The sequence below is a fragment of the Streptomyces sp. NPDC059003 genome (assembly GCF_042740445.1).
GTDB lineage: Bacteria > Actinomycetota > Actinomycetes > Streptomycetales > Streptomycetaceae > Streptomyces.
Window position 1 is genome coordinate 1 of record NZ_JBHYJH010000062.1, and the last position, 13,409, is coordinate 13,409.

The following is a 13,409-nucleotide window of genomic DNA, read 5'->3' on the forward strand; positions in this document are numbered from 1 at the left end:
GCCCCCGCGCGACTCCGCCGCGCACTTCGGCAAGGTGAAGACGCAGCACGTCGTCGTCTTCTGCGGGCCGCACCTTCTGGGGGTCAGCGTCCCACTCACGCCCGCCTCCGGGCGGCCGGAGCTGAAGGTATGGACCCTCGTGGCCCATCACGCGCCCGAGGCGCATCCGCTTCGTATCGACAACTAGGGGGTGCTCCTTGTCGTCGCCGTGCGCGCTTCCCTCGGGCGCGTAGTCGTGCGTAGATTCGGTCACCGTTGACGCTCCTTCGCAGCGTTGGCCACGCCCCGGGAGTGTTCGCGCACTCGCCGGGGTCTGTATCTGTCGATGCTTTCGACCAGCCACAGACAGCACATCGACACTGCGCGACATCTAGGGACATCTCCTGGACATCGACCTGCCGTCAGATGTCCCGCCCTGTCATGCTGTCGAGATGGTGAACGAACGCCTCCGTCGTGCCATGCATCAAGCCGGACTCGACATCCCATCGCTGGCCGACGCCGCAGAGGTGTCCACCAAGACGGTGGAGCGCTGGATCGGCGGCAAGATCCCCTACCCCAGAACTCGGTATCGAGTGGCTGCGATTCTTCACGAAGACGAGAGCTATCTGTGGCCCGATACCGTCAGCAGAGCTTCCCTGGCGGGCGCGGAAGTTGTGGCTACCTACCCCCGCCGCAGCGACGTCCCCAGCCACCTATGGATGGAGCTACTGCGCAGCGCCGAACGAGACGTGGATCTCTTGGCCTTCGCAGGACTGTTCCTCACGGAGGAGCATCCAGGCTGGTTGGGCACCCTGGCCGCCAAGGCGGAGCAAGGGGCGCGGGTGCGGCTGCTCCTAGGGGACCCTGCCGGGGGCCAACTCGCAGCCCGCGACACTGAACATCGCGTCGGAGGGGGAGTAGCCGGACGCGTGGCCGCCGTGCTCGCCTACTACACGCAGCGCATGCCGAACTCAGTCGAGATACGTCTTCACGACACCCCGCTCTACAACTCGATCTACCGTTTCGACGACGAGATGTTGGTCAACGTCCACGCGTACGGGCTGCTCGCCGCGTTCACTCCAGTCCTGCACCTACGCCGCATCGACGGCACGTACTTCGGCACGTACACGGAGTCGTACGAGCGCGTGTGGGCCTCAGCTCGCCCCGCTGATGCGTTGATGGAGTCAGGATGAGCAAGCGCGCTCGCAGGATCGACTACTGGCAAGACCCAAAGGCGCCGAGACCGACCAGTCGCAAGACATCAGCCTCGGTGTTTGTGCGCGATCAGCGGGGTCACGTTCTACTACTCAAGCGCGTGGATAACGACTTATGGACTATCCCTACGGGCGCCGTAAAGAAGGGCGAGACAGTCGGCCAAGCCGGGGTTAGGGAGTGTCGGGAAGAGACCGGCCTTGACGTTGAAGTCGTTGGTTTGGTGGGAGTGTTCTCGACACCGGATCACGTGATCGTCTACATGCACGGCGACAAGGTCGACGAGGTACGTCAGCCGATCAACATCTGCCTGCGCGCCCGCTTGAAGGGCGGAACGATCGCACCTGAGCCAACCGAGGCTCAAGAAGTCCGCTGGGTTGATCCCGCCGACCTGGAGGACTATCCGATCCATCCGGCGCTCCGCATTCGGATCGATCACGGTTTGGGCTCGTCTGATCCGTACATCTCATAGGGAAAAGGGTCGCCAACCGGTCACAGCACTAAGGGAGTTCGACTGACCAGACTAGGACGGCAACCGCGCGATCAGGGAACCGCCTCACTCAGGATTTGCACACGGGAATCGAACTCGACGCCCACACCGCCGACAAGTGATCGATCTCTGATCACACAGCCACCGACACCTCCGATCAAGGCGCGGCCTGGTCAAACGCGAGGACTGTTTGCGCAAATTCTCAACAGAGAGAAAACAGGGCGATAAGAGCGTTAGCGGGTCACTGATCACTTTCTTTGCAGTCAACCCCCACCCCCATTCATTGATCGCCGATAACGTCCATGAGCTGCAAAAACACTCAGCCGCTCTGAGATGATCGACTTTGCAGCGCGAAGGTGCCTCGAAAGATCGCACCGATGCCCGGCAGGCCGTCTTTGCAGCAAAGGCTCGCGGCCCCGAGGAGAAGAGCCGGAAGGCACCTCGGGGCCGCGTGTTGATGTCGGATGTCTATGCGGCCGTGGGCACATCCAAGAGTCGGAATCCCTGCGGCACGACCACGTCCGATCCGCTTCGGAAGGTCAAGAAGGCGTGACGCTGCGCCGTCGGACGCTGATTGGCGCCATAACCGGGCAAGATCTCAATGGTCGATCCAATGCGATCGACAATGACGAAGTTACGGAAATCGCCGTAAAGCAAGAGGTAATTGTTGGCCGTGGCTGCGGCATTCACCGAGCCATCCATGTTGCTCAGCTCGTTCATTGCCTTGTTCAAGAGCTGAGGCGGATTACCCGCCAGTTCGGGGAACTTGAGCGCACCGTTCGTGGTCTCGAACTGCCGCAGCGTGTTTATGGTGGCGATATGCGCGCACCACTGAGCATTAGCTGAGAAGCGGGCAGGCAGGGCGTTCTGGAGCGTGAAGGGGTCCGCCGCAATCAGCGCTTCGGTGCCGCCGCCGTTGATCTCGCTGGCCGTGCCCGCGAGCGCGGTGATGATTCCCTTCGGCTGCCCGGTACCGGTGCCCGTCGTGTAGGCGGTGGCCGCAAGATTGCCCGCCGCGTCCATCATTACTTCCTGCATACCCCGCGCGAAGTTCAGGGCGTCCATTCCGACTTCGTAGGAGTAGATGACATCCACGTCCCCCAGATGTACCGGAATTTCCGGACCGCCCAGGGCTGGAGTTCCGTCCGCAGCCTGGGCATGTTCGGCCTTCCATTCAGCGCTAGCCCCTGCCGACGTAACCCCCTTCCACGAATTGCTCGCCGTCTGGACGACACGGGAAATCTGGCGCAGCGGATTGTTGGATCCGTCATTCGTGAGCATGATCGCCGGATCCAGGGTGAGGGGCACCATCTCACCTCCACCCCCCGTACCGAGGCCGAGCGCAGTCTTCACCTCCACCACGTTCCGGTACGCCTGCGCTTCGCGATCCGTCCAGAGCAGATGCCCCTTAGCAGGATCGGTCATCTGCTTCATGAACGCGCCCAGGTATTCGGGGTTACCGGTCGCGGCTGCCCAGCGCTGGGAAAGTGTCTGGTGCCGCTCATCGCCACCCGTCATCAGCTTCTCGACCCGCTCGGCCGCGTACTCGGGGAGAAGCTGCCGCTTGATGTCGGCATCGAGGATCCGCATGACGGAGTCCTTCAACCCGCCGCTCCGATACCCGCTGCCGCAGAGGGGGCGGGTACCGTCTCCGGATTCCACCGCAGCGGGGTCGATGCCGTCACTGGCCTTACGCGCCTCGGCTATCTGCTCCTCGATACGGGCAGCGGCCACCGTCAGGTTTCCGGCGCGGATCTTCAGTCCAGGCGTGAACTCGGCCTGAGGCTTGTCCGTAATCCCCTTGAGTTCCTTGAGGATCCGGTCACGCTTGGTGGTCAACTCGCCGATCAGGTCAATGGCTTCGAGAATGTCCATCATTCACCTCGGAATAGCGTCTGTTTCAGATGAAACAGACGAAGGAAGAGCCGATATACGGCCATGAACCCGAGGTGGTGACCAGCCCGGCGAGAGGGAGCGACCCGACGTGGCTCGGCCAGGTGGGGCAAGACCCGCCCCTCTCGAAGATGGTCCGATTCTACTCCGGCTGACACACCATCAGTCGGCGTTGTCCAGGGCAGTGATGCGCGCGGACGCGGCCGACAAGGCGCACCACACGACGTCGCCCCGCGCGCGGTAGTACGCGGCCAACTGCCGGTACGCGGCGGCCGGGTCGCGCACCTCGAAGCCGGGCGTTCCGGCCGCCGCGTCGGCAGCCTCGACGAGCGCGGACGCGATCTCGTCGAAGTGGGCGCGATCCTCGGCGCTCAAGATCGAGAGCGCGAGTCCGAGCGGGTCGTCGTGGGTCGGGTCCTCCATGGTCATTCCTTCCGGCAACTTCGACATTTGACGAGGTTCAGCAATCTTGGATGTGTGGCGCCCTGGCGGGCGTTGACGGTGTCGGCGGTGCCCGGTGCCGGGGCGGCGCCGGGCGGGCCGTACGAGGGCGCCCAGCGGCCTGGATGGGGGCGCCTTGCTTCGCTGGTCGACCAGCGGCCTGCATGGGATGGAACGCCTCTATCCATCCGTCCAGCGGCCTGTCAGCGACCGCTTCCCAGTGACCGCTTCCCCTATAGGTATTGGGACCTATAAGTGATTCCGAAGCATTGGGAAGCGGTCTGGCCTGCGGCGACAGTGCTACTGCGAGCGCTTCCCGAGTGATACGGAAGCACTGGGAAGCGCTCGCTGTAGCACTGCTCACCGCTGGTCGTCGTGGGAGGCTTCCAACTCCTCCTGGACGCCCTCCTTCGCCTCGCGCTCGCGCCGCTCCCGCTCCACCTCCATCTCGCGCTCGTGCTGCTGCCAGTCCTCCGTGAGCCACGCGACGTGAGAGTTGCGCGCGCCTGGTCGGATCGTGAGCCGCCTGTCCAGCTCACCCACCTCGAAGGCGAGCGCGGCGGCCTCGGGCCTGATCCTGAGTACTTCGGCCGTGAGCCGCTTGGACGGGTGCTCGCCGGGGTTGCTCTTCAGCCACGTGCAGAGTCGGTCCGTGTCGCTGACCTTGTAGGCGGACGGCTGCGCGAAGCCCGCGCCCGGCATGGACAGTCGCCGTGTCTCGCGGTCGTACACAAGGGGCGTCTCGTCGACCAGCACGTCACGCCCCTCGGCCTTGAGGGATCGGACGCCGTGCTCATCCTTCGCGTACGTCCAGATCGCATCGGGCCAGTCGCCCCAACGCGACGCGCCCCGGGCGTGCTCACCGTTGAGCCCGGTATGGACGGCCATGACGATGTTGCGCACCCCAGACCGCTCCTTGATGCGGTCCAGCGTCTCCGTGAACGCCTGGACGGCTTCGTTGGGGTCCGTCTTGGAGACGAAGCCCGTCATGGCGCGGTGCGCGGGGTCGATGATCCACGCCTGAATGCCGCGCGAGGCGAGCCATTGCACGGCCCATTCCTCGTACGCCTCGAAGCGGAGCGACAGCGCAATGCCGCGAAGTCCGAGGACGTGCGCACTGCTCGTGTTCCGGACGCCGACATCGCGAAGCCATGTCTTTTGCTGGCGGTCGCTCATCTCGTAATTCCAGAGCGCCACGGACGCGGGGGCCGTGGCGAGCCGGCTCAGGAAGGGCTCGCCGTCCGCGAAGGAACGCAGCACGTTGCCGAGGAACGTTGTCTTCCCGACCTTCTTCGGCGCGACCAGGGTCGCGTTCCCGTCGGTCGGCAGCAGGGAGTCGATGGCGTACTTCGGGCCTTCGTCCGGCACGGCCAGGAAGTCTCCGAGGACGAAGGAACGCGCGTTCAGCTTGTCGAAGGTGAGGGCGTTCTTCTCCTCTCTGATGCGCCGCTCGGCATTCTCAATGCCCTTGAGGCGCCGGAACGCCTTCCGGTCCGCCTCTTCTTGGCAAAGGGCCTCCACCTTCTCGGCAGCGGTCTCGCGGTCTTCCTGGGCCGTGGTGTCCGTCGGCTCGAAAAGCAGGCCATGCGCAACGTGCGGGCCGATCTCGCCAAGGCGACGCTGTACCGCGTCGACAACTTGCGCGTCGTACGTGTTGGGTGCCGGGCGCCATGGGTCACTCATTCCGCGCCCCGGTGATCTGCTCGAAGCGCCAGAGGTACCAGGCGGACTCTTCCTCGGGGGTGGTGCGCCGGATCAATTCGAGTATCTCGTCCCGCTTCTGCTCCGAGTCGGAGCCGGGCGCCGGGACTCGGAAAAGGTTGCACAAGCCGCAGTGCCAGGCGGCATCGAATTCGAGCAGGGTCTCTTCCGGCTCGAATTCACCACGGCCGCAGTGCGGGCACGTCGGACCGCGACCCCAGTCATCGATGTCTTGCGGCGGTACCGCCCCGCCGGTAGTGGTGAAGATGCTCACGACGCACCCCCGATCCGCACGGCCGGACCGGTGCGGTGCGCCCTGAAGCCATACCAGACGACGAGCAATTGCTCGGCCATCGCTGCGACTTCTGCGGCCGTGGGAGGCCCGTACAAGCGCGTGTAGCGCTTCCGGTGGGCGGCCATGACGCGGCGGTGCAGATGCGCCCACGCGTCTTTCTCGATGAAGCCATGGCACAGACGGCAGGCGAACCAGTCGCCGATCATCGGCACGCGGATGTTCGCGAGTCCGTTGATGCTGGGCGCGAAGCTCTCGCACCCATACTGGTGCGACGACTTGGCTCCTCCGCAGAAATCGCAGGGGCCCCCGCTGTCGGAGTCGCAGCGTACGCTGGACACATTCGACGCCTTGCCGTGGCAGTTGATATTGGCCCTCGGGATACCCGCCCCGGGGGCCGCGTCGTGCTCAGGCTGCATCGCTCGCACCGCCCTTCGCGCGGCGGGCACGGCGGGCCTTGGCCGACGCCAAGGCCAGGCGCTGGAAGTGGGCGCGGCGGGCGCTCTCGGCCCGTATGGCGCGTTCCTGCGGGCTCAGGACGCCGTCGGGGTCGACCTCGGCTTCGAAGTGATCCATGAAGGCCCGGCGCGCGGCGGCGGTGTGGGCCGTGCGGTCCTCGATCTTGGACCACATGGCGTTGGCTGCGATGGCACCGCGAAGGCGGCGCTCCTCGGGGGTGAGGCCCGTCCGTTGAGTCAGAGGGTCCATGGACAAGGCAGCCTCCAAGCTGCCCGTATGCCCTTACGGATTCCGTACTAAGACGTGGCGGAAGTCTCAAATCGGACGATAGCACAGCGTTCGAGTGCGTCGTTCGAATAGACCCATCCATGACCGTGCCACTCACAGAGCGCGGGCAGCCTGACGGGGATGTCGACGGCGCTGCGCGTCCAGTGCTCCAGGTACACGCCGTGACGGAACTTGCGGCCCCCGAGGCGATGCCGTCCCCGGCGGCGGTCCTCGACTACCCAGCGCAGCGAGCCCTTGCTCGTGCGCTCCAGGACCCCAAGGCGGCCCGACTCGGACCGCCCCTCAGCGCTGCACCGGGGACACCACGCCGTCCAGAGCACGACCGCGCTCACAGGTCCCCCAGGTTCAGGCTACGGGCCTCATCGGCGGCCCTGCGCTCCGACGTCGCGCGGGTGTACCTGTCGATCATGTCCCGCCGCGACCACCCGGCGACGGCCATCAAGCCGCCCTCACTGCCGCCCGCCGCCAGCCACCGCCCGGCCGCCGTGTGCCTGAGGACATGGGGATGGAAGTCTTCGATCGCGGCCAGTTCTGCGCGGTAGGCCAAGGTCTTGTGCAACGCGTAGTAGCTGAAGCCACGGTTGCGCTCCCCGAGCCACAGGCCGGGCAGAGCCGCGAGGCGGTGCGTACGGCGGGCCCTCAGGTACCGGTCGACGCTGCGGGCGGTCTGCGGCCCGACGGGCACCGTGCGGCCACGGCCGCCCTTGCCGCGCCGGACGACGGCCACTCCGCGCTTCAGGTCGATGTCATCGATCAGCATGTCGACGACCTCACCCGCGCGGGCCCCGGTCTCGGCCATGAAACGGATGATCGCTTCGTCACGACGGTCGCGGAAGGCGCCGCCCTTGCACGCCTTGATCAGCGCGCGAAGCTGGTCGGCATCCAGCTCGGGAACGATCTTGGTGTCGAGCTGCGGAGGCTTCAGGGTGGCGAGTTGGTCGGAGTCGATCTCTCCCTCTTCGGCCAGCCATGAGGAGAAGCGACGCACGGCGAGCTGACGGCTGCGCGCGGTCGCCGCTTCGGCCCCGCCGTCCAGCAGGGCGGCCGTGAAGGCGTTGACGGTCGGCCTGTCGAGAGCGGGCGCGACACCCTCACGGGCACAGTACCGCAGGAAGGCGCGCACCCCGTCGCCGTACGTCTTGACCGTCTGATTGCTCTTGCGCTCAGCCCGCAGACTCAAGATCCAGGATTCGAGCAAAGATTCGAGTTCATCCATGCTCACTATCTGTACTAGGAGCGCTGCGCTAGGGAAACAAAACGCCCGTAACCTACGTCTTCGCAGGTTACGGGCGTCTATGTAGTGACGACCTAGTCGAGGTAGTCGCGCAGGACCTGCGAGCGCGACGGGTGCCGCAGCTTCGACATCGTCTTCGACTCGATCTGACGGATGCGCTCACGCGTCACCCCGTACACCTTGCCGATCTCGTCGAGGGTCTTCGGCTGACCGTCGGTGAGACCGAAGCGCATCGAGACGACGCCCGCCTCGCGCTCGGACAGGGTGTCGAGCACGGAGTGCAGCTGCTCCTGGAGGAGCGTGAAGCTGACCGCGTCGGCCGGGACGACAGCCTCGGAGTCCTCGATGAGGTCACCGAACTCGCTGTCGCCGTCCTCACCCAGGGGCGTGTGCAGGGAGATGGGCTCGCGACCGTACTTCTGGACCTCGATGACCTTCTCCGGGGTCATGTCGAGCTCCTTGGCCAGCTCCTCCGGAGTGGGCTCGCGGCCCAGGTCCTGGAGCATCTGGCGCTGCACACGCGCGAGCTTGTTGATGACCTCGACCATGTGCACCGGGATGCGGATGGTGCGGGCCTGGTCGGCCATGGCGCGGGTGATGGCCTGACGGATCCACCAGGTGGCGTACGTGGAGAACTTGTAGCCCTTGGTGTAGTCGAACTTCTCGACCGCGCGGATCAGACCGAGGTTGCCCTCCTGGATGAGGTCCAGGAAGAGCATGCCGCGACCCGTGTACCGCTTCGCCAGGGAGACCACCAGGCGGAGGTTGGCCTCCAGGAGGTGGTTCTTGGCGCGGCGCCCGTCCTCGGCGATGATCTCCAGCTCGCGCTTGAGCTTGGGGGCGAGCTTGTCGGCGTTGGCCAGCTTGTCCTCGGCGAACAGGCCCGCCTCGATGCGCTTGGCGAGCTCGACCTCCTGCTCAGCGTTGAGCAGGGGGACCTTGCCGATCTGCTTCAGGTAGTCCTTGACCGGGTCGGCGGTGGCGCCGGCCGCGGCGACCTGCTGGGCGGGCGCGTCGTCCTCGTCCTCGTCGGAGAGCACGAAGCCCTGGGCGCCCTCCTCCGCGGGCTCGCCCTCGCCGGGCTTGCCGACGGCGGGCGTCTCCTCGGTGGCCTCGTCCTCGAGGAGCTCGGCGTCCTTCTTACCCGCGGTCTTCTTGGCCGTCGTCTTCTTGACGGCGGTCTTCTTCGTGGCGGCCTTCTTGGCCGTCGTCTTCTTGGCGGCGACCTTCTTGGCGGCCGTGCCGTCCTCGGCGGCCTCGGCGGCCGACCTCGTAGGGGCGGCCGTGGCGGTGGCCTGCTTCGCCGTGGTGGTCTTGGCCGCGACCGTCTTGGTCGCGGTGCGCTTGGCCGGACTCTTCGCTGCGACGCTCTTGCGGGGGCGCTTCGGCTCCGCGGCACTGACCATCAGCGTCACACCCTCTTCCTCGAGGATCTGGTTGAGGCTGCGCAGAACGTTCTTCCACTGAGTGGCCGGGATCTGGTCAGCTTCGAAGGCACGACGCACGTCGTCGCCGGCGATCTGCCCATCAGCCTTTCCCCGCTCGATGAGCGCCATCACAGAGACGGATTCGGCAATCTCCGGCGGGAGCGTACGGGATGTGCTGGCCGACACGAACAACCTCTCGGAACGTTGGAAAACGGCTTCCGGCCCCGTCCACCCTGGATCGGAGCCGACGACCGACGGCTGGGAATTGGGCCGACGGCGCGGGCGGGACCGTGGAGCTGCACAGCGTCTGGAACGACGGCTGTATTCCCTCCTCGGCTATCACCTCTTAGGTCATCGCGCTGTTCGTAGGAGCGTTACGCCCAATCTACGTGGCCCGAGTCACACCCCGTAAGTGTCCAAAAACGTCCAGACACGGTCAGAAGCAACCAGGATCGAGCCACCGGTCGGCCGGAACGTCGATCGCCCACCACCCGAGTACGTACGCCGCAACGTCACCAGACGCATATTCCCTGCCGTCCGGTGCGTACGCCCCGCCGCCGGACACGCCGGTCGCACCGTTGAGTCGCGCCGCCGACCGGAGGGCCACGTCACGACCGGGGCCACGCCGTCGCCAGCAGTCCCCACCCTCCAGTCCCGCCCTCGTCGTCACCGGGCCGCTACGCCCGTGTCGCCGGGCCCGCCCGGCCCGGAGGGGCCACGGGAGTCCGGCGACACGGGAGGCGTCCACGGAAACGTCATCGGGATACAGGGCAGCGAAACGATGCTGCGCGGCGGGCACAGCGGTCGTGCCGACGCGGGTGCGCGGTCAGTGCTCGCGGGGAGCGGGCACTACGCGCTCCACCTCCGGGTGGACGGTGAGCAGCTGCCGCATCGCGGCCTCGGCGCCGGCTCCGTCACCCGAGGCGAGGGCCTCGACGATCCGGGAGTGGTGCGCCAGGGACGCCTCGGTGGGCCGGTCACAGCCGGTGACCGGACCGCCGGAGACCTGGAGCGCGGCCGAGACGATCCCGGACAGGTGCTCCAGCATGCGGTTGCCCGCGACCTGGATGAGCAGCGCGTGGAACTCGGCGTCGGCGCGGGAGAACGTGATCGAGTCGCCCTGACCCATCGCGTGCCCCATGATCTCGACCATGTCGCTGAGGCGCTGCTGCACCTCCTCGCGGCCGTGTCCGGCAGCGAGGCGGGCGGCGAGCGGCTCGATCGTCCAGCGCAGCTCGCTGAGCTCGCGGCGCTGGTCGTCGCGCTGCGGTCCGAAGGCCCGCCACTCGATGATGTCCGGGTCGAGCAGGTTCCAGTCGCTGACCGGACGCACGCGCGTGCCGACGTTGGGCCGGGCGCTGACGAGGCCCTTGGCCTCCAGGACGCGGAGCGATTCACGGACGACGGTGCGGGAGACCTCGAACCGCTGGCCGATCTCCTCCGGGACCAGGGGCCGGTCGGCGCCCAGGTCCCCGGAGACGATCATCTGGCCCAGCTGCTGGACCAGTTGGCCGTGCAGTCCACGGCCGCGGCTGCCGGCTGCCCGCCGGCCCATGCGGCCCAGGTCCTGGTCGGCGCTGTCCCACGCGGGTGCGACCACGCGGTCGGGCGCCTCGGCGTAGGGGTAGCGGTCGAGTTCGCCCGCCGGACCGGCGAGGCCGGCGTCTGCGGAACGGGCGGTGGTCATCATGGTGTGCGCAAGGGTACTCACGGATCAGTTGTCGGCCCGGTCCCCAAGTCCCTTGAGGTCTTTGGTGAAAAGCACACGAAAGGGTGATCGCTTACCTCGCTGCAATTGACGCCTTATCGGAAAGAAGTGGCCGCCCCGGGGAGAGTTGCGCACAGGATGCTCATCAGAGAGGGCACCGAAAGGCCATACAAGGACTCTGCAGGGGCCGTACGGGAGACCGCGCGGGATGCCGTACGGGAGCGGCGCCCACAATCACAGCGTCAGGCGGCTTCAGCGGACCCTGCCGCGTAGGGCTGTGAGCAGGTACGCGCAGAGCAGGGCGGTCAGCGACAACATCAGTGCGCTGCCGACGGGTTGGGCCACCATCCGGAGCCCGGCCGCCAGATAGCGCTCCACTCCGAACGGCCATTCCACCAGCGCAAGCTCGCGCAACCGTACGGGAAGACCGGCCGCCGATCGCACGGACGGCCCTTCCAAGACCTTCTGTACGAGAGGTACGACGAGGACCGGCACCGCGACCACGGCGGCGAGACCGGCGGTCGTGGACCGGAAGACGCCCGCGGCGAGCACTCCGGCCCAAGCGCAAGCGGCCATGAGCGACATCCAACTCACGCTCAGGGACAGCCAGTCGGCGGGAACTTCCGTGAGCTCTTCTCCGTATACAAGATGAAGCAGTGCGGCGTCACATCCCACCGTCAGCAGGGCCAGCAGCAGCGCGGTGACCGCGGCGACGACGAGCTTCGCGGCGAGGAGGCCGATGCGGCGGGGCACGGTGCCGCGATCCGTGGCCAGGGCGGGGTGGCGGAACTCCTCACCGAAGGCGAGCGCGCCGAGCAGCCCCGCGCCAAGGGCCGCGGGCGGCAAGGGGAGTTCGTCGGGCCAGGCGGCGAGCAGGCGCGGCTGCGGGGTGTGGCCCGTCCGGGCGAGGAAGACGCACAGGAGCGCGGACACGGCGATGACGGCGGCTGCCGTGAGGTATCCGGCGCCGACGCCCGCGGCGCGGCGCAGCTCATAGCGGAGCGGGCGCAGGGGGCGGGGGACTGCGCGGACAGTGATGGGAGGTGGCAACGGGGACAGCGGGAGTGCGGGTGCCTGCGAGGGTGCGGGCGTTTGTGGGGATGTGGATGTTCGCGGGGATGTCGGTGCTTGCGGGGCAGTGGTGGCGATGGGCGCGGTGGCGGGCGCCTCATCCTGTCCGCTGGGACACGGGAGTTCGGTCGTGGCTTCCGGCTCGGAATCCGATGCACCTTCCCGCACGGGCGCCGATGCGCGTTCCACAACCGCCGGGGGCCCCGCGTCCCCGACTTCATCGGCGAGTTGATGGACGAGGATGCCGTGCCGGAACGCGGTCTCCCCCACGTCGGCGCAGGTGCTTCCGTACACCGAGAGCCTGCTGCCGCCCTCCTTCGCCACCTCGACGGACTGACGGCGCGAACGGGCCTCCTTGGCCAACAGCGCGGCGAGCCGCGCCGCGTACGGACTGCGCACGGCGACCCGTGGCCTGAGCCGCGTACGGGCGAACTCCACCACGTCCTGATCGGCGACGAGCCTCCCTGCCGCCAGCGTGACCACCCTGTCGGCGACGCTTGCGGCCTCCTTCGGGTCGTCCGTGGAGAACAGGACAGTGCCGCCCTGAGCCGCGTGCGCCCGCAGGACGCCGTGCAGCCAGCCGCTCTCACGCGCCGAAAGCCCCTCGGTGGGCCCGTCCAGGACGAGTGCGTGCGGGTCGGCGAGCAGGGCGCAAGCGAGGCCGAGGCGACGGTCCATACCGCGAGAGAGGACGCCGAGACGCTGATCCCGGAGGCTGACGAGCCCCACGACCTCAAGTACGTCGTCGGCACGCGCCACCGGCACCCCGACGGCGGCACACAGCATCCGCAGGTGACCGCGGACCGTGCGGGCCGGGTGCCCCGGTACATCACCGAGCAGGACGCCCACCTCGCGGGAGGGATGAGCGATGCGATGCAACGGGCGGCCCCTGAAGTAGGTGACTCCACGGCCCTGTTGAAGTTCGAGCATCAGTCTGAGCGCCGTCGTCTTGCCCGCGCCCGAGGCGCCGAGCAGCGCGGTGACACGGCCCGTGCGCGCCTCGAAGGACACGTCGTCGACGGCGGGTGGGTGCTCCTGGCGGGGGGTGCTGGTCAGTCCGATGGCCTGGATCATCGCTTCTCTCGCGGGATGTGCGACCGCTCGGCGGCCGGGGCGGGTCCACCGGATCGGGGCGGACCAGCCCCGTGGGTACCGCAGCAAGATAACGCGACATTTCTGGCTTTTCGCTCAGGACATGGGTCACGGGTGTCAAC

The 13,409-nt window shown here is 67.3% G+C and carries 13 protein-coding genes; 3 read left to right on the forward strand and 10 right to left on the reverse strand.

Going from position 1 to position 13,409, the window contains the following annotated elements; genetic code table 11:
• The 3 genes from ACFWZ5_RS22015 to ACFWZ5_RS22025 form a co-directional block, all read left to right on the forward strand.
• Positions 1 to 187 (forward strand): hypothetical protein (locus ACFWZ5_RS22015; protein ID WP_384891217.1); only part of this gene is annotated, 187 nt, incomplete at its 5' end.
• A 244-nt stretch (positions 188 to 431) separates the two neighbouring features.
• The gene (locus ACFWZ5_RS22020) at positions 432 to 1,172 is read left to right on the forward strand and encodes an XRE family transcriptional regulator (RefSeq protein ID WP_384795725.1); all 741 of its coding nucleotides are present in this window, start codon (positions 432 to 434) and stop codon (positions 1,170 to 1,172) included.
• Positions 1,169 to 1,663, forward strand: a complete 495-nt coding sequence (locus ACFWZ5_RS22025; RefSeq protein ID WP_384795723.1) for an NUDIX domain-containing protein — start codon at positions 1,169 to 1,171, stop codon at positions 1,661 to 1,663. The genes ACFWZ5_RS22020 and ACFWZ5_RS22025 overlap by 4 nt, the downstream gene beginning before the upstream one ends.
• A 486-nt stretch (positions 1,664 to 2,149) precedes the next feature.
• On the opposite strand, the gene ACFWZ5_RS22030 is transcribed toward ACFWZ5_RS22025, so the two are convergent.
• The 10 genes from ACFWZ5_RS22030 to ACFWZ5_RS22075 form a co-directional block, all read right to left on the reverse strand.
• Complete coding sequence (locus ACFWZ5_RS22030) at positions 2,150 to 3,559, reverse strand: phage major capsid protein (RefSeq protein WP_384795721.1); 1,410 nt, start codon at positions 3,557 to 3,559, stop codon at positions 2,150 to 2,152.
• A 177-nt stretch (positions 3,560 to 3,736) separates the two neighbouring features.
• On the reverse strand, positions 3,737 to 3,997 hold the full coding sequence (locus ACFWZ5_RS22035) for a hypothetical protein (RefSeq protein WP_384795719.1): 261 nt from the start codon (positions 3,995 to 3,997) through the stop codon (positions 3,737 to 3,739).
• A 378-nt stretch (positions 3,998 to 4,375) separates the two neighbouring features.
• Positions 4,376 to 5,698: an AAA family ATPase gene (locus tag ACFWZ5_RS22040; RefSeq protein WP_384795717.1), complete on the reverse strand. Its 1,323-nt coding sequence runs from the start codon at positions 5,696 to 5,698 to the stop codon at positions 4,376 to 4,378.
• Positions 5,691 to 5,990 (reverse strand): hypothetical protein, encoded by a 300-nt coding sequence (locus ACFWZ5_RS22045; RefSeq protein ID WP_384795715.1) that lies wholly within the window; start codon positions 5,988 to 5,990, stop codon positions 5,691 to 5,693. Before ACFWZ5_RS22045 ends, ACFWZ5_RS22040 begins: the two co-directional genes overlap by 8 nt.
• Positions 5,987 to 6,427 (reverse strand): hypothetical protein, encoded by a 441-nt coding sequence (locus tag ACFWZ5_RS22050; protein WP_384795713.1) that lies wholly within the window; start codon positions 6,425 to 6,427, stop codon positions 5,987 to 5,989. The genes ACFWZ5_RS22045 and ACFWZ5_RS22050 overlap by 4 nt, the downstream gene beginning before the upstream one ends.
• Positions 6,417 to 6,716 (reverse strand): hypothetical protein, encoded by a 300-nt coding sequence (locus tag ACFWZ5_RS22055; RefSeq protein ID WP_384795711.1) that lies wholly within the window; start codon positions 6,714 to 6,716, stop codon positions 6,417 to 6,419. The genes ACFWZ5_RS22050 and ACFWZ5_RS22055 overlap by 11 nt, the downstream gene beginning before the upstream one ends.
• 367 nt (positions 6,717 to 7,083) lie before the next feature.
• A complete protein-coding gene (locus tag ACFWZ5_RS22060; RefSeq protein ID WP_384795709.1) occupies positions 7,084 to 7,971 on the reverse strand; it encodes a tyrosine-type recombinase/integrase in 888 nt (295 codons plus the stop codon).
• Positions 7,972 to 8,063: 92 nt separating this feature from the next.
• Entirely contained in the window at positions 8,064 to 9,602 is a 1,539-nt protein-coding gene (locus tag ACFWZ5_RS22065; protein WP_384795707.1) for an RNA polymerase sigma factor, read from the reverse strand.
• A 640-nt stretch (positions 9,603 to 10,242) separates the two neighbouring features.
• A complete protein-coding gene (locus ACFWZ5_RS22070) occupies positions 10,243 to 11,127 on the reverse strand; it encodes a FadR/GntR family transcriptional regulator (RefSeq protein ID WP_384795705.1) in 885 nt (294 codons plus the stop codon).
• A 249-nt stretch (positions 11,128 to 11,376) separates the two neighbouring features.
• Positions 11,377 to 13,269, reverse strand: a complete 1,893-nt coding sequence (locus tag ACFWZ5_RS22075) for an ATP-binding cassette domain-containing protein (RefSeq protein WP_384795703.1) — start codon at positions 13,267 to 13,269, stop codon at positions 11,377 to 11,379.
• Between the last annotated feature and the right edge of the window lie 140 nt (positions 13,270 to 13,409).

Bases quoted from the DNA above. Each gene is read 5' to 3' on its own strand.
- ACFWZ5_RS22050 (WP_384795713.1), bottom strand. From the start codon at position 6,427: ATGCAGCCTGAGCACGACGCGGCCCCCGGGGCGGGTATCCCGAGGGCC.
- ACFWZ5_RS22025 (WP_384795723.1), top strand. From the start codon at position 1,169: ATGAGCAAGCGCGCTCGCAGGATCGACTACTGGCAAGACCCAAAGGCG.
- ACFWZ5_RS22035 (WP_384795719.1), bottom strand. From the start codon at position 3,997: ATGGAGGACCCGACCCACGACGACCCGCTCGGACTCGCGCTCTCGATC.
- ACFWZ5_RS22020 (WP_384795725.1), top strand. From the start codon at position 432: ATGGTGAACGAACGCCTCCGTCGTGCCATGCATCAAGCCGGACTCGAC.
- ACFWZ5_RS22030 (WP_384795721.1), bottom strand. From the start codon at position 3,559: ATGATGGACATTCTCGAAGCCATTGACCTGATCGGCGAGTTGACCACC.
- ACFWZ5_RS22040 (WP_384795717.1), bottom strand. From the start codon at position 5,698: ATGAGTGACCCATGGCGCCCGGCACCCAACACGTACGACGCGCAAGTT.
- ACFWZ5_RS22060 (WP_384795709.1), bottom strand. From the start codon at position 7,971: ATGGATGAACTCGAATCTTTGCTCGAATCCTGGATCTTGAGTCTGCGG.
- ACFWZ5_RS22055 (WP_384795711.1), bottom strand. From the start codon at position 6,716: ATGGACCCTCTGACTCAACGGACGGGCCTCACCCCCGAGGAGCGCCGC.
- ACFWZ5_RS22075 (WP_384795703.1), bottom strand. From the start codon at position 13,269: ATGATCCAGGCCATCGGACTGACCAGCACCCCCCGCCAGGAGCACCCA.